The sequence below is a fragment of the Streptomyces colonosanans genome, assembly GCF_001866645.1.
In the GTDB taxonomy this organism is placed as follows: Bacteria; Actinomycetota; Actinomycetes; order Streptomycetales; family Streptomycetaceae; genus Streptomyces; species Streptomyces colonosanans.
In genome coordinates, this window is the sequence record NZ_MLYP01000012.1 from 30,223 (window position 1) to 45,498 (window position 15,276).

The window sequence follows — 15,276 nt, forward strand, 5'->3', positions numbered from 1 at the left end:
GTGGCGTCCACGCTCACGTCCCGCCGCAGGAGCCGCCGGCTGGCGGCCGATGCCGGGCTCCTCGTGGTGGCGGCCGCGTTCGTCCTGCCGCTGGCCTGGGTGATCCTGTCCTCGGTGGATCCGCATGCGGGTCTGCAGGTGAAGACACCGGACGGGATCACGTTCGGCAACTTCAGCGCCGTGCTGAAGCCGGACATCACGTTCACACCGCTGCTCAACAGCCTGATCCTGTGCGGCGGGGGAACCCTCCTGACGGTGGTGTGCGCGGCGCTGGCCGCCTACCCGCTGTCGCGCTTCACCTCCCGCCTGAACCGGCCGTTCCTGCTGACCATCCTGTTCGCGTCGAGTCTGCCGATCACCGCGATCATGGTGCCGGTGTACGCGCTGTTCGTCCGGGTGAACCTGATCGACACCATGCAGGGGACGATCTTCTTCTTCGCGGCTTCCCAACTGCCCTTCGCCATCTGGCTGATGAAGAACTTCATGGACGGTGTACCGAGGGAGCTGGAGGAGGCGGCGTGGACGGACGGGGCGTCCTCGCTGCAGTCGCTGGTACGGATCGTGCTGCCGCTGATGGCTCCGGGGGTCGCGGTGGTGACGGTCTTCTCGTTCGTGATGATGTGGGGGAACTTCTTCGTCCCCTTCATGCTGCTGCTGACGCCCGATCAGATGCCGGCGTCGGTCAGCATCAACGAGTTCTTCGGGAACCGGGGGATGGTGGCGTACGGGCAGCTGGCCGCGTTCTCGGTCATCTACTCGACGCCGGTGATCCTGTTGTACGTGCTCGTCGCGCGACGGCTGGGCGGGGGGTTCGCGCTGGGCGGGGCCGTCAAGGGGTGAGGCGTGGGGCGGCCCCCGAAGCTCTCTCCGTCGTATATTTCACGCTGGGCCCGGCGGATCTCTCTGACAGTGAGCGCGCCACCAGCGGCTGCCCCGAGGAGCGGTATGTGTTCGCCTTGGTACGGCCGGATGAAGATGAACACCGGTGAACACATCAGGCCAACACCGCAAGGGATTGTGGATGATTCCTCAACGGCCAAGGGCGCTCCGCCTGGCCGGAGCGGCAGCGGCAGTCGTCGTGCCGGTGACTGCATGGGTGCTCATTCGCCAGTGGATGGCACTGCCTGGTGTGCCGACCGACGTGTTCAAGTCTGCTGTATCCGGACATGTACATATCGTGGCCGAAGGGCACGCTTCGAGTCCGGGAAATGATTGGGAGGACTCGTACGCCCTCCTTTCCGTTCCCTCGGGCGGTGATCCTGTCGAGTGGCGCGACTCACGACCGCCGCCGCGGGTGGGCGTCCTTGTGCATGCGGATCTCCACATTGCAGTCCGAGACCTTCGACTGGTCCCCGGCACCTGCGGCCCGCGTGCGTTGCTTGTCCAGCGCTGCGCACACTCGGCAGCCCGGTGCGGGCTGCGGCCACTCCAGCGGCACACCGAGGTGAACGGGTTCGCTCATCGCGTTCGACATCAGGAGTCCTCGACGGAGAGTCGGTAGCCGTCTGGGCCTACCGCCGACTGGCGTTTCGTTCGGCCTGGTTGTTCGCTGGTCCCGGCTACCTGGCCCTCCGCATCGGCCATGCGGTGCCGCTCCTGCCCGAGCTGCACCATCGCCCACACCAAACGCGGATCGCAGAGCTCCCCGGGGGAGTCCATAGGGACGCACCAGTACGCGCGCCCTCGCCAGCACTCGCGTTCGGGCGCGGGGACGCCCAGGTAGCAGTCCTTGCCAAGACGTTCCACGCCGGGCCAGGCCCGCGCGTTCCACCGCCATGCGGTGCTCCCGGGGACCAGGGCGTAGTACACATCGGAGATCCGGTCCCGGAACACCGGGCCGCCCTCCAGGGCGCAGCGGAGGAAGTCGTCCACGGCCTGGTCCTCGTCCGTCTCCGCGGCCACCCGTATGAGGTCCCCCGGAATCCGGATCGCCACGAAGATCCCGCCGGTAGCCAGAAGTGCCACCCCGTACTCTCGCCACTCCGCGCGGGCCCGCTCCCTGTCCCCGGCGGCGGACAGGAGCCAGTGAGCGACCGCGAGGTCCCGCTCCCGCCGCATCACCAGGTCGACGCCGTCCAATGCGCGCCGCTCTTCCGTCCCGTTCACTCGACGTCCTCCACTTCCACAGGGCGCGTCGGGCCGCGGGCCGCTGTCATGCGGCGCGCTCACGTCTCGCTCCCTGGGCCGAGTTGATTCGAACTACTCGCTAGAGGTAACCGCCTGACTACGGTCCGGGGGTACCGTGAAAGACAGGTGGGACCGTGAACGCCGTGAACGCCATGGAGCTGTCGGGAGTTGAGTACATGGCCGCGAGGAACCGCACGCCCAACCCTGCCTTGAACACGCTGCTTGAGCAGGCACGATGGACGCGGACGCAACTGGCACAGCAGGTCAATCGACTCGGCCCGCAAGCCGGGCTGCACCTCACGTACGACCGCACAGCCGTCGCGCATTGGATCGCCGGTACGCCACCAAAGCCCGACGTCAGGCCCTTGATCCTGGAGGCCCTGTCCGCTCGCTTAGGCCGACCAGTGACCCATGAGGAGGCTGGCCTCCAACCCGCCGTATCCGGTGACGGCTCTCAAGCAGTCGACACTGTTGAGGAGCTGATCGACCTAGGAAGGGCGGACATGGATCCATCCCGTCGTGGTGTTCTGGCGGCGACTGTCTTCTCAGCGGCGCTCTCCGTGCCCCTCTTCCAGCAGAACGCGCAAGCCGCCGAAAGTCCGGTCACGCCGAGCAAGGCGACGACGCGGATCGGCGCCTCTCAAGTCGCCTCCGTGCGGTCCATGACCGATCGGATTGCGGACATCCTCGACGAGTTCGGCGCAGGTCACGCCCGCCCCATGGCCGCCGCGTTCCTCGTCAACACCGTTGGGCCATGGTTGCGGGCGCATGCCTCCGAGCCGGTCAAGCGGGACATGCTCGCCGCCGCGTCGGATCTCACGTACCTGACGGGCTGGATGGCCATGTACGAGAAGGTTCACGGCCTGGGACAGACCTACTACGGCAAGGCTCTCAAACTCGCCGCTGAGGCCAGCGATCACGTCACCTACTGCCGCACTCTGCGGGGCATGTCGCTCCAAGCGTCGAACCTCGGGCACGGGCGGATGGCGCTCGAGTTGGCGGACTCTGCGGCCGAGGCAGCGCCTTCCGCCGGCCCTCGTCTGGTTGCTTTCCTCCGTGGACAGCAGGCCCACGGGGCATCCATGGTCGGCGACCGGCGCCAGGCCCATATCCGTCTACGGGAAGCTGAGACGGCGCTGGGCAAAGCCGACAACCGGCGTGACGCGATCGGTGGCTACGACCAGACTGCCTATCTGTTCCATGTCTCTCACGTGCTGATGGAAGAGGGCGATCTCTCCGGCAGTATTGAGGCATTGAAGCAGTCCATCCGGTTTCAGCCGGCTCAGGAGCGGCAAGGCCGCGTACACGCCTACGCGGTCCTCGCACAGCGGCAGCTCCGGTATGGGCACCTGGACGCCGCGTGCCAGTCATGGAGTCGGTTCCTCGACGAGTACGAATCCGTCTCATCCGTCCGAGGTGATGACCACTTCGCCACCCTGCGCACGGACCTCGCCCCGTACTCCAAAGCCCGCGCGGTGAGGGAACTCTCCAGCCGGGTACGGGAAGTGGCAGCGGCCAAGGCATGACCCGAGCGCCTCCGGGGAAGCTGACGCCAAACCCCGGAGGCGGCCGGACACGAGATCCGGCCCGGCCCAACGGCGTTGGGTCTAGAAGACCGACTCCGTCTCGTCCATCCGGCCCTTCGGCACCGTCTTCAGCTCGGTCACCGCCTCCGCCAGCGGCACCATCACCACGTCCGTGCCCCGCAGCGCGGTCATCATGCCGAACTCGCCGCGGTGCGCCGCCTCGACCGCGTGCCAGCCGAAGCGGGTCGCAAGCACCCGGTCGTACGCGGTCGGTGTGCCGCCGCGCTGGACGTGGCCGAGGATGACCGGCTTGGCCTCTTTGCCGAGCCGCTTCTCCAACTCGTAGGCCAGTGCCGTGCCGATGCCCTGGAAGCGCTCGTGGCCGTACTGGTCGATCTCGCCCTTGCCGTAGTCCATCGTGCCCTCGGCGGGGTGCGCTCCCTCGGCGACACAGACGACCGCGAACTTCTTGCCGCGGGCGAAGCGCTCCTCGACCATCTTGACGAGATCGGCGGGATCGAAGGGGCGCTCGGGCAGGCAGATGCCGTGGGCGCCGGCCGCCATGCCCGACTCCAGGGCGATCCAGCCGGCGTGCCGGCCCATGACCTCGACGACCATCACACGCTGATGGGATTCCGCGGTCGTCTTCAGGCGGTCCATGGCCTCGGTGGCCACGGTCACCGCCGTGTCGAAGCCGAAGGTGCGGTCGGTGGACGAGATGTCGTTGTCGATCGTCTTGGGGACACCGACCACGGGCAGACCCGCGTCCGACAGCATCCGCGCCGCCGTGAGCGTGCCCTCGCCGCCGATCGGGATCAGCGCGTCGATGCCGAAGTCGCGGATCATGTCCGAGGCGTTCTCGCAGGCTTCGCGGAGGCGGTCGCGCTCCAGACGGGAGGAGCCGAGAATGGTGCCGCCGCGGGCCAGGATGCCGCCCACCGCGTCGAGGTCGAGGCTTCGGAAATGACTGTCGAGCAGACCCCGGTAGCCGTCCTCGAAGCCGATCACCTCGTCGCCGTACTGCGCGACCGCGCGGTGCACGATTGACCGGATCACTGCGTTCAGGCCCGGGCAGTCGCCGCCTGCGGTGAGTACTCCGATGCGCATCGTGCTGTTTCTCCTGCTCGCTGTCGATATCGGTGAGCCAATCCGATTGTTTCACGCCTCTTGACCGTCGCGTTGCCTCGGTGCCCCCTCCCTGGCGGGCGCCCTATCCACCGTCAAGAGTATTGTCAAGAGGGTTCCGCTCACCCTCACGGAGGAATTTTTAGCGGGACCAATAACCCCACAAAAGCATCCAGATTCGCGTAGAGCGACCCGGGGTCGCCCGGGCCCTGTCGGCCGCCCCCGGGAGACGGAACGGAGATCACGCGTGACGCGCAGCGTGTACGTGACCGGGACCGACCGCGGCGACGGCCGCCAGGTCGTCGAGCTGGGGTTCATGGAGCTCCTGACCCGGCAGGTCGACCGGGTCGGTGTCTTCCGGCCCCTCGTCCACGACGACGGGCCGGACCGTCTCTTCGAGTTGCTGCGCGCCCGCTACCGGCTCTCCCAGGACCCGGCGACCGTCAACGGCATGGGGTACGAGGAAGCGTCCGCGCTCCAGGCGGAGCAGGGCACGGACGAGCTGGTGTCGACACTCGTCGACCGGTTCCACGCCGTGGCCCGCGACTACGACGTCGTCCTGGTCCTCGGCACCGACTTCGCCGACACCCAGCTCCCGGACGAACTGGCCCTCAACGCCCGGCTCGCCAACGAGTTCGGGGCGTCCGTGATACCCGTGGTGGGCGGGCGCGGCCAGAGCGCCGAGTCGGTGCGCGCCGAGACGCGCAACGCCTATCGCGCGTATGCGGGCCTGGGCTGCGACGTCCTCGCCATGATCGTCAACCGGGTCGCCGGCGAGGACCGGGACAAGATCGCCGAGCGCCTCGGCTCCCGGCTCCCCGTGCCCTGCCACGTCCTCCCGGACGAGCCCGCCCTCTCGGCGCCGACGGTCGCCCAGATCACCCACGCGCTGGGCGCCCGGGTCCTGCTCGGTGACGACTCGGGGCTGGCACGGGACGTCCTCGACTTCGTCTTCGGCGGCGCGATGCTGCCGAACCTCCTCAGCGCGCTGACCCCGGGCTCCCTGGTGGTCACCCCGGGCGACCGCGCCGACCTGGTCGTCGGCTCGCTCGCCGCGCACAGCGCCGGTACCCCGCCGATCGCCGGTGTGCTGCTCACCCTGAACGAGGTGCCCAGCGACGAGATCCTCACCCTCGCCGCCCGGCTCGCCCCCGGCACCCCGGTGCTCTCGGTGCCCGGCAACAGTTTCCCCACCGCCGCCCGGCTCTTCTCCCTGGAGGGAAAGCTGAACGCGGCCACCCCGCGCAAGGCGGAGCGGGCGCTCGGGCTCTTCGAGCGGTACGTCGACACCGCCGGCCTCCTCGAGCGGGTGTCCGCTCCGAGCAGCGACCGGGTCACCCCGATGATGTTCGAGCACAAGCTGCTGGAGCGGGCCCGTGCCGACCGGCGCCGGGTCGTGCTCCCGGAGGGCACCGAGGAGCGCGTGCTGCACGCGGCCGAGGTGCTGCTGCGCCGGGGCGTCTGCGACCTCACGCTGCTCGGGCCCGTCGACCAGATCCGCAAGAAGGCCGCCGACCTCGGCATCGACATCGGCGACGCGCAGCTGATCGACCCGGCCGCCTCCGCGCTGCGCGACACCTTCGCCGAGAAGTACGCCCGGCTGCGCGCCCACAAGGGCGTCACGGTCGAGCTGGCGTACGACGTCGTCACCGATGTGAACTACTTCGGCACCCTGATGGTCCAGGAGGGCCTCGCCGACGGCATGGTCTCCGGGTCCGTGCACTCGACGGCCGCCACCATCCGGCCCGCCTTCGAGATCATCAAGACCAAGGGGGCCGCGCGAAGCCCGTCGGATGGGGCGGTGGCGGGAGACGGGCGGGCCAAGCCCGATGCGAAGATCGTCAGCTCGGTCTTCTTCATGTGCCTGGCCGACAAGGTGCTCGTCTACGGCGACTGCGCCGTGAACCCCGACCCGGACGCCGAGCAGCTGGCCGACATCGCCATCCAGTCGGCGGCCACCGCCGAGCAGTTCGGTGTGGAGCCGCGGATCGCGATGCTGTCGTACTCCACCGGCACCTCCGGCTCGGGCGCCGACGTCGACAAGGTCCGCGAGGCCACCGAGCTGGTGCGGCTGCGCCGCAGCGACCTGAAGATCGAGGGTCCGATCCAGTACGACGCCGCCGTCGAGCCCACCGTCGCGGCGACCAAGCTGCCGGGCTCCCAGGTCGCGGGACAGGCGTCCGTGCTGATCTTCCCGGACCTCAACACCGGCAACAACACCTACAAGGCCGTGCAGCGCTCGGCCGGCGCCATCGCCGTCGGCCCGGTCCTGCAGGGCCTGCGCAAGCCCGTGAACGACCTGTCCCGGGGCGCCCTCGTCCAGGACATCGTCAACACGGTCGCCATCACGGCGATCCAGGCCCAGACCCCCCTCGAGAAGGCAGGCGACCAGTGAGCGCGTCCCGCGTCCTCGTTCTCAATTCCGGCTCGTCGTCACTGAAGTACCAGCTGCTGGACATGCGTGACAGCAGCCGGCTGGCCGTGGGCATCGTCGAGCGCATCGGCGAGCAGACGTCCCGGATCAGCCACACGGTGCTCCCCGTGGGCGACACCCGCGAGCAGAACGGGCCGATCGCCGACCATGACGCCGCCCTCAAGGCCGTCGCGGAGGAGCTGGACCAGGACAGGCTCGGGCTCGACTCGCCCGAGCTGGTCGCCATCGGGCACCGCGTGGTGCACGGCGGCATGTTCTTCACCGAGCCCACCGTCATCGACGACGCCGTGATCACTGAGATCGAGCGGCTGATCCCCGTCGCGCCGCTGCACAACCCGGCCAATCTCACCGGCATCCGCACGGCCATGGCGATGCGCCCGGACCTGCCGCAGGTCGCCGTCTTCGACACGGCGTTCCACACGACCATGCCGGAGTCCTCGGCGCGCTACGCGATCGACGCGAGGATCGCGGACCGCTACCGGGTGAGGCGGTACGGGTTCCACGGGACCTCGCACGCCTATGTGTCCCGGGCGACCGCGAAGCTGCTGGGCAAGGAGCCGGAGGACGTCAACGTCATCGTGCTGCACCTGGGCAACGGGGCGTCCGCCTCCGCGATCAGGGGCGGCCGGTGCGTGGACACCTCCATGGGGCTCACCCCCCTGGAAGGGCTCGTGATGGGGACGCGCTCCGGCGACCTGGACCCTGCCGTCATCTTCCATTTGCAGCGTGTCGGCGGAATGTCCATGGACGAGATCGACACTCTTCTCAACAAGACGAGCGGTCTGTTCGGTCTGTGCGGTGACAACGACATGCGGGAGATACGGCGCAGGATCGACGAGGGCGACGAGGAGGCGCGGCTCGCCTTCGACATCTACATCCATCGGCTGAGGAAATACATAGGCGCCTACTACGCGGTACTCGGACGGGTGGACGCGATCGCCTTCACCGCCGGGGTGGGCGAGAACGTGCCCCCGGTACGGGAGGCCGCCATCGCGGGCCTGGAGGAGCTGGGCCTGGCGCTGGACGGTGATCTGAACGCCGTGACCAGCGACGAACCACGGCTGATCTCGCCCGTGTCCGCGCGGGTGGCCATCGCCGTGGTGCCCACCGACGAGGAACTGGAGATCGCCGCACAGACCTATGCACTGACCAGAAAGAGCGGTAACGCCTGAGCGCCTGTCCGCCCATTTGTATTGTCCGCCAGACGGAATATTCCGTAGCGAAACAAACCGATAGGATCGCCCCCATGCGCCGTTCGAAAATCGTCTGCACGCTCGGCCCCGCGGTCGACTCCCACGAAATGCTCGTCGCGCTGATGGAAGCCGGCATGAACGTGGCCCGCTTCAACTTCAGCCACGGTACGCACGAAGAGCACGAGGCACGGTATGTCCGCGTCCGGGCCGCGTCCGCCGAGACCGGCAGGGCCGTCGGCGTCCTCGCCGACCTGCAGGGCCCGAAGATCCGCCTGGAGACCTTCGCCGAGGGCCCGGTGGAGCTGGTGCGCGGTGACGAGTTCACCATCACCACCGAGGACGTGCCGGGCGACAAGTCGATCTGCGGGACGACGTACAAGGGCCTGCCGGGCGATGTCACCAAGGGCGACCAGGTCCTGATCAACGACGGCAACGTCGAGCTGAAGGTGCTGGACGTCGAGGGCCCCCGGGTCAGGACGATCGTCATCGAGGGCGGCATCATCTCCGACCACAAGGGCATCAACCTGCCCGGCGCGGCGGTGAACGTCCCGGCGCTGTCCGAGAAGGACATCGAGGACCTGCGGTTCGCACTGCGCATGGGCTGCGACATGGTCGCGCTCTCCTTCGTGCGGGACGCCGACGACGTCAAGGACGTCCACCGCGTCATGGACGAGGAGGGCCGCCGCGTCCCGGTCATCGCCAAGGTGGAGAAGCCGCAGGCGGTGGCGAACATGCGGGACGTCGTGATGGCGTTCGACGGTGTGATGGTCGCCCGCGGCGACCTGGCGGTCGAGTACCCCCTGGAAAAGGTCCCGCTGGTGCAGAAGCGGCTCATCGAGCTGTGCCGCCGCAACGCCAAGCCGGTGATCGTGGCGACCCAGATGATGGAGTCGATGATCACCAACTCCCGTCCTACGCGCGCCGAGGCGTCCGACGTGGCCAACGCGATCCTGGACGGTGCGGACGCGGTCATGCTGTCGGCCGAGTCCTCCGTGGGCGCGTACCCGGTCGAGACGGTCAAGACGATGTCGAAGATCGTCGTCGCGGCCGAGGGGGAGCTGCTCTCCAAGGGCCTTCAGCCGCTCGTACCGGGCAAGAAGCCGCGCACGCAGGGCGGTTCGGTGGCCCGTGCCGCCTGCGAGATCGCGGACTTCCTCGGCGGCAAGGGCCTGGTGGCCTTCACCAAGTCCGGTGACACCGCCCGCCGGCTCTCCCGCTACCGTGCGGCCCAGCCGGTCCTGGCGTTCACCACGGACGAGTCCACCCGCAACCAGCTGACGCTGAGTTGGGGCGTGGAGCCCCACCACGTGCCGTTCGTGAACAGCACCGACGAGATGGTCAATCAGGTCGACCAGGAACTGGTGAAGCTCAAGCGGTTCAACGTGGGCGACATCGTGGTCATCACGGCCGGTTCCCCGCCCGGCGTCCCCGGCACCACCAACATGGTCCGCGTCCACCACCTGGTCGGCGAGAACCACAGCTGACGCACCGACAACGAGGGCGCTCCCTGCGGGCAGGGGGCGCCCTCGACGGTGTGCGGCTCCCGAACGGGGCTGCGGCGGCTGCTCAGTTCGCGCCGGTGGTGTACTGGTGCATGCCCGGCAGATGCAGCGTCCCGCCGAACTGGCCGGCCTGAACGATCTTCACTTTTGTGAAGTAGATCAGCGGGATGTTCAACGGCGGCGGGTTGTCCGGGGTGAACGTGACCGGGATCAGCCCGAACAGATTGCCGGAGATGCTCTCCGTGTACATCACGGTGTCGCCGTCCCGGATGGTCGACGTCGAGCCCTTGGCGGCCTGGACGTGGTACGTCACGCCGTTCGGGCCGTCGACGATCTGGTGCAGGTCGCCGATGTCGGTCCCGCCGGAGACCACGTACTTCAGGGCCTTCTTGACGGTGCCGTTGGCCGTGCGGACCTGGACGACGCCCTTGTAGTCGGCGCCCTTGAGCAGCAGCGAGCTGGCCTCGAGGTGCCAGGGGTCGTCGGGCAGCGCCACGATGCCCTCGACACCGCCCTGTGCGTCCGTGGCCGCGGGGCAGTCCTCCGGCGACGGGGTCTCACTCGCGGACGGACTCGCACTCTCGGACGGGCTCGTCGTCGCGGGCGCCGACGGCTGCGCAGTGTCGCTCGCCGCCGGGGTGGGCTCGGGGGCCGCCTCCGCTGCCGTGTCCCCCGCGTCCGCCGTGCTCCTCACGGTGTCCGTGACCGTGTCGGTGACCTTCTCGGTCGTGTCCGCGACGGTCTTGGAGGCGGAGCCGGCGCTGTCCTCGGTCGCGGAGGCGGAGGCCGAGGGAGACGGTGTGGCCTCGGCGCTCGCCGGCGATCCCTCGCCGGGCGTGAGGGCGTCCTTCAGCGTGTTGCCGAGGTCGTCGAGCAGGTTGCCACCGCTCGCCGAGGCGGACGGCGACGGCGTGGGCCCGGCCGTCAAGGTGTTCGGGGACCTCGCCAGGGACGAGGACGCCGACGCGGACGGTATGGGCTCGGCCTTGCCGCCCGAACCCGGGTCCGCCGAAGAGGCACCGCCGGATATCTCGTCCGATGTGTTGTCCGACGTCTTGTCCGACGTCTTGTCCGGTGTCGTATCCGCGGTAGCCGACGGTGCCGGCTGCTCGGCGCCCGCGGACTGCGTCGCGTCCGCCGAGGCGGACGGCGACGGCGTGGCCGACGGGTCCGCGGAGTCCTTCGAACCGGTCAGGGCCTCCACGCACTTCTGGTACTCGTCGGCGGTCAGACTCTTGGCCGCCGGCTGGTCCTCGGCGCGGGCGAGCGTGGAGTTGAGTCCCAGGCCCATGAAGACGGCTGTCGGCATCGCCGCCAGCGCCATCGCCTTGCCGGCCGGCATGTGGAACCTGGTGAACAGCGGCTTTCTGGGAGCCGCGTGGCGCGGCCCGGTTCTCGCACGGGACTCCTTCGCATCAGTCCCGTGGTCCACCTCGTCAGCCGGCACTGCGCCTCCCGTTCGCCCCGTTGGCCGGGCTCGTTTCTGACAGATCGTTCGGCCCGCTCACCCCGTCCGCAGGCTCCTCGGGTGCGCTCTGGGGGGCATCGCCCTGAGGGACGTCGCCTTGAGGAACAACGCCCTGAGGGACGTCGCCTTGAGGAACAGCACCCTGGGGAATGCCGCCCTGGGGGGCAACGCCCTGCCCGCTGCCGGTCGGCTCCGTCGGCGCGGCCTCGGGCTCGCCCGGCACCCAGGCCACCGCCATCGCACCGCCGATCAGGGCGAACAGGAATCCGACCAGGAAACCGCCGAAGTTGGAGACCGGGATGGACACCAGCGCCAGGAGGATCGCCGCGACGCCCGCGAAGGTCCGTACATGCCGCTGGAACCAGAGGCTGATGCCCAGCACGATGAGCAGCACGCCGATGATGAGAGACCCGGCCCCCGCGGTGGTGGCCATGGCCAGCGTGAGATGCCCGATCTGCAGGTTCGCATACGGGAAGTACATGATCGGGAAGCCGCCCAGCAGGACGAAGAGTCCGGCCCAGAACGGACGGGTCCCCCTCCAGTCACGGAAGTTCTGCCGGAGGACTCGGAGGTAGTGCTCGTTCTGCCCAGGCGACTCGGCGCTCATGGAAAACAGCTCCCTGGAACGGTGTTGCTGTGAGACGTACTGGTGGTGCTGAAAGAAAAGAGGTGGGGTGGGGCGGGCGAACCGGCCACAGGGCTGCTCGCCCGCCCCGGGAGTGCCTAGTAGCACTCCTTGACACCCGTGGACAGCGACATCTTCAGACCGCTGAGCTTGAAGGTGCCGGCGGTGGTCGCCCACGCCGTCTGCTTCACGTTCTTCAGCGTCACCGAGTCGGCCTGCTGGGCGAACCCGAACGGGTTGGCCTGCTCACCCTTGGCCATGCCCGGACCCTTGGAGGCGTCCTTGACGGCCACACCGATGTCGAGGCCCCTGAACGTCGCGTCGGCGTCGAGGTTGGCGACATCGATGTAGAGGTTGTCGGCCTGGACCGGCGTGCCGTTGCCGCCCGCCTTCAGCGTCAGGCTGACCGATCCGATCAGCGGGATGTCCGGGGTGACCACGGACTGGCACATGTTCTGGATGCTCGCGGACTTGAAGCCCGACACCGCAACCGGGTGCGCCGTCTTCTGGCCGTCGAGGGTGTACCCCGAGTCGATGGCCCCGTACTGCGAAAAGCCCGTGCCGTCGAGCCGGTCCGCCGTCACCTTGAACGACTGGCCCGACACACTGAACGACGCGGCCAGAGCGCCCTGCGCGAGGGCGACACCTATCGCTGCCGTCGCGGCAACGCTGGGCACCATGACCACAGCGAACCGCTTCCATCTGGTCCCGCCACGCACCTGGGACTCCATATTTCCTCCTTCTCGGACGTACATCTCCTGTCACCGGCTCGCTACCGGTCGACGGCTCAGCCGGGCAGGGATGGGAGAAGTGCTACGTCCTCGGGAAGGAGAGCGCCCGCGCTCGAAGGCGCGAACCGCGCCCGAAATCACCGGCGATCACCCCCGAGCGACAACCACTGGTCGCGCCTGACACACATCACGCACAACCTGCCGGACAGGCTCCGCCGCAGCGGAGACCCCCCTGTCCAGGACCCGGCGCCACTGCCGCCGGCTCCTGCTCGGTGGGGACCCACGAAACCCCGTTGCCCCGGCTGGAGGTCGGGTACGGCGATGGACCGAGCGTCGCCGATCGTGGTGCATTCTCGCCGACCCCGCAAGGGGTGTCGTTACTCGCTAGTAACGGCCAGATAACCAAACAACGCCCCATAGGTATCGCCCGGCAACTCTTCGTGGCACAAAGGAAGATGACGAAACGACTGAAGTGCGGACAGAACCCGACAGACCAGCAGCTCGGACTTACTCCAAGTAACAGCGGCCGCGCTTACCAAGATTTGGTAAAGCGCGGCCGCTGTGTGCCTTTGTCGGCGAATCTATTACCCGGGCCTACCAAGCCCGAAGGCGTTTAACGACTGGTCAGAACAGGGCCCGTGCAAGCGCCCGACGTGCCACGGCCACGCGCGGGTCCTCGGCCCCGACCACCTCGAAGAGTTCCAGCAGTCTCAGCCGTGCGGCATTCCGGTCGTCACCCGCCGTACGCTGCACGGTCTCGATGAGCCTGCCGAACGCGTCCTCCACATGACCGCCCACCAGATCCAGGTCCGCGGCAAGGATCTGCGCCTGTACGTCACCGGGCTTGTCCGCGGCGTCCTTGCGCACCTGCTGCGGGTCCAGGTCGCGCACGCGCTGCAGCAACTCGGCCTGGGCGAGGCCAAGTTCGGCCTCCGTGTTGCCCGGATCGTCGCTCAGCACGTTCTTGTACGCCTGGATCGCACCGCCCAAGTCGCCCGCGTCCAGGGCCTGTACAGCGGCCTCCAGCACCGCGTCGTAGGGGCCCGCGGCAGCCTCGGGGGCCGCCTGGGCGCCGGGCTCCGCGTCGGGGTCGACGGTCAGGCCGGTCAGCCCGAAGCGCTGCTCGGCGACCTCGATGAGCTGGTCGAGGGTCGCGCGGATCTGCTCCTCGGGGGTGACGCCCTGGAAGAGGGGCAGCGCCTGCCCGGCGACCACGGCGAAGACCGCCGGGATTCCCTGGACGCCGAACTGCTGCATCAACATCTGGTTGGCGTCGACGTCGATCTTGGCTAGCACGAAGCGGCCGCTGTACTCGGCGGCCAGCCGCTCCAGGACCGGGCTCAGCTGCTTGCAGGGCTGGCACCACTCGGCCCAGAAGTCGATGACGACGGGCACCTCGGTGGAGCGCTGCAGGACATCCCGCTCGAACCCCGCCTCGTCGACGTCGATGACGAGATCGGTCGGGGAGACCGCCCCTCCCCCGCCCTGCCGGGCCGCTTCGGCGCGCGCCTGCTCCGCCTTCGCCTTGGCCTCCTGGGCGGCCTTCACTGCGGCGAGGTCGACGACTCCGCTCATGGACATGTTCCGTGGCTGCATGAGTACATCCTCCCCCTTCCTTGCGCCGCTGTGAAAAGCGCTGTGCCGGCCGTGCCCGACCGGTCCTGATCCGCGCCGGGTCCCCACCCGACGCCCGTGGCTGTCGCTCACGCGTGCGTCACTGTCGGATTGACGCCCACGCTTTCGCTACGAGTCGTAGCGTAACTGTCGACAGGGGTCGCCGCGGCCCGTCCGCTGGTGATCTCCCTCACCACTTCACACCACGCACAGATTCACCCGGCCACACCGACGGATAAGGTCACCGCCATGCAGAGCAGCACTCCCGCCGCCCGAACGGGGCGACCGCGCAGCGCTGCCGCGGACGCCGCGATCCTGGAGGCGACGCGGGAGGCGCTGGTCGAGCTGGGCTGGTCGAAACTCACGCTGTCGGACGTGGCGACACGGGCCGGGGTCGCGAAGACGACGCTCTACCGCCGCTGGTCGGGCAAGAACGAACTCGTGGTGGACGCGGTGGCCGAGCTCTTCGACGAGCTGGAGCTGCCCGACCGGGGCAGTCTCGCCGCCGACATCGAGGGCGTGGTGCTGCAGTTCGCGGCGATCCTGGACCGCCCGGAGGCGCAGAGCGGGCTGATGGCGGTGGTCGCGGAGTCGACCCGGGACGACGCCCTGCGCGAACGCATCCGCACCTCGATCGTGGACCGTCAGAAGCGCCTGGTGCTGGAGGGCCGGGCCCGCGCGGCCGCCCGCGGCGAACTCCCCCCGGAACCGGACCCCGACGCTGCCTCCCACGAGGCGGACCTGATCTTCGACGTGGTGGCGGGAGCTGTGGTGCACCGCACCCTGGTCAGCGCACGCCCGGCGGACGAGGAATGGGTACGCGACCTGACAAGGGTGCTGCTGCTGGGGCTGGCGGGCGCGGCGCACACCTCGTGACCGCGCCGCACCCGCCCGCTCGTCCCTGCCGCGGCACTAGACGCCCGCCGGCTCC

General features: G+C 68.9%; 13 protein-coding genes. 6 read left to right on the forward strand and 7 right to left on the reverse strand.

The window, feature by feature from the left end; all coding sequences use genetic code 11:
- Positions 1 to 840, forward strand: a complete 840-nt coding sequence (locus BIV24_RS05620; RefSeq protein ID WP_071365025.1) for a carbohydrate ABC transporter permease — start codon at positions 1 to 3, stop codon at positions 838 to 840.
- A gap of 436 nt (positions 841 to 1,276) precedes the next feature.
- Here BIV24_RS05620 and BIV24_RS05625 read toward each other — a convergent pair whose 3' ends face one another.
- Together BIV24_RS05625 and BIV24_RS05630 are read right to left on the reverse strand one after the other, a co-directional pair.
- Positions 1,277 to 1,474 carry a hypothetical protein gene (locus BIV24_RS05625; protein ID WP_071365026.1) on the reverse strand — a complete coding sequence of 66 codons (198 nt, stop codon included), beginning with the start codon at positions 1,472 to 1,474 and terminating at the stop codon, positions 1,277 to 1,279.
- Positions 1,474 to 2,106, reverse strand: coding sequence for a hypothetical protein (locus tag BIV24_RS05630; RefSeq protein WP_071365027.1), 633 nt, complete (start codon positions 2,104 to 2,106; stop codon positions 1,474 to 1,476). The genes BIV24_RS05625 and BIV24_RS05630 overlap by 1 nt, the downstream gene beginning before the upstream one ends.
- Before the next feature lie 197 nt (positions 2,107 to 2,303).
- Here BIV24_RS05630 and BIV24_RS05635 point away from each other — a divergent pair, with 197 nt between their 5' ends.
- Positions 2,304 to 3,653: an NsdA family TPR-like regulatory protein gene (locus tag BIV24_RS05635; RefSeq protein WP_071365041.1), complete on the forward strand. Its 1,350-nt coding sequence runs from the start codon at positions 2,304 to 2,306 to the stop codon at positions 3,651 to 3,653.
- An 81-nt stretch (positions 3,654 to 3,734) separates the two neighbouring features.
- Here BIV24_RS05635 and BIV24_RS05640 read toward each other — a convergent pair whose 3' ends face one another.
- Complete coding sequence (locus BIV24_RS05640) at positions 3,735 to 4,760, reverse strand: ATP-dependent 6-phosphofructokinase (protein ID WP_071365028.1); 1,026 nt, start codon at positions 4,758 to 4,760, stop codon at positions 3,735 to 3,737.
- 265 nt (positions 4,761 to 5,025) lie between these two features.
- Here BIV24_RS05640 and pta point away from each other — a divergent pair, with 265 nt between their 5' ends.
- The 3 genes from pta (at position 5,026) to pyk (ending at position 9,889) form a co-directional block, all read left to right on the forward strand.
- Positions 5,026 to 7,173 (forward strand): phosphate acetyltransferase, encoded by a 2,148-nt coding sequence (pta, locus tag BIV24_RS05645; protein WP_071365029.1) that lies wholly within the window; start codon positions 5,026 to 5,028, stop codon positions 7,171 to 7,173.
- A complete protein-coding gene (locus BIV24_RS05650) occupies positions 7,170 to 8,384 on the forward strand; it encodes an acetate kinase (protein WP_071365030.1) in 1,215 nt (404 codons plus the stop codon). The genes pta and BIV24_RS05650 overlap by 4 nt, the downstream gene beginning before the upstream one ends.
- A 74-nt stretch (positions 8,385 to 8,458) precedes the next feature.
- A complete protein-coding gene (gene pyk, locus BIV24_RS05655; protein WP_071365031.1) occupies positions 8,459 to 9,889 on the forward strand; it encodes a pyruvate kinase in 1,431 nt (476 codons plus the stop codon).
- A gap of 82 nt (positions 9,890 to 9,971) precedes the next feature.
- On the opposite strand, the gene BIV24_RS05660 is transcribed toward pyk, so the two are convergent.
- The 4 genes from BIV24_RS05660 to BIV24_RS05675 all read right to left on the reverse strand — a co-directional run bounded on the left by BIV24_RS05660 (position 9,972) and on the right by BIV24_RS05675 (position 14,327).
- Entirely contained in the window at positions 9,972 to 11,354 is a 1,383-nt protein-coding gene (locus BIV24_RS05660) for a hypothetical protein (protein ID WP_071365032.1), read from the reverse strand.
- On the reverse strand, positions 11,344 to 11,982 hold the full coding sequence (locus BIV24_RS05665) for a DUF6114 domain-containing protein (protein ID WP_071365033.1): 639 nt from the start codon (positions 11,980 to 11,982) through the stop codon (positions 11,344 to 11,346). Before BIV24_RS05665 ends, BIV24_RS05660 begins: the two co-directional genes overlap by 11 nt.
- A gap of 116 nt (positions 11,983 to 12,098) precedes the next feature.
- Positions 12,099 to 12,731 (reverse strand): DUF6230 family protein, encoded by a 633-nt coding sequence (locus BIV24_RS05670; protein ID WP_071365034.1) that lies wholly within the window; start codon positions 12,729 to 12,731, stop codon positions 12,099 to 12,101.
- Positions 12,732 to 13,355: 624 nt separating this feature from the next.
- Complete coding sequence (locus BIV24_RS05675; RefSeq protein ID WP_071365035.1) at positions 13,356 to 14,327, reverse strand: tetratricopeptide repeat protein; 972 nt, start codon at positions 14,325 to 14,327, stop codon at positions 13,356 to 13,358.
- Positions 14,328 to 14,594: 267 nt separating this feature from the next.
- Here BIV24_RS05675 and BIV24_RS05680 point away from each other — a divergent pair, with 267 nt between their 5' ends.
- Positions 14,595 to 15,221, forward strand: a complete 627-nt coding sequence (locus BIV24_RS05680) for a TetR/AcrR family transcriptional regulator (RefSeq protein ID WP_071365036.1) — start codon at positions 14,595 to 14,597, stop codon at positions 15,219 to 15,221.
- Positions 15,222 to 15,276 lie beyond the last annotated feature (55 nt).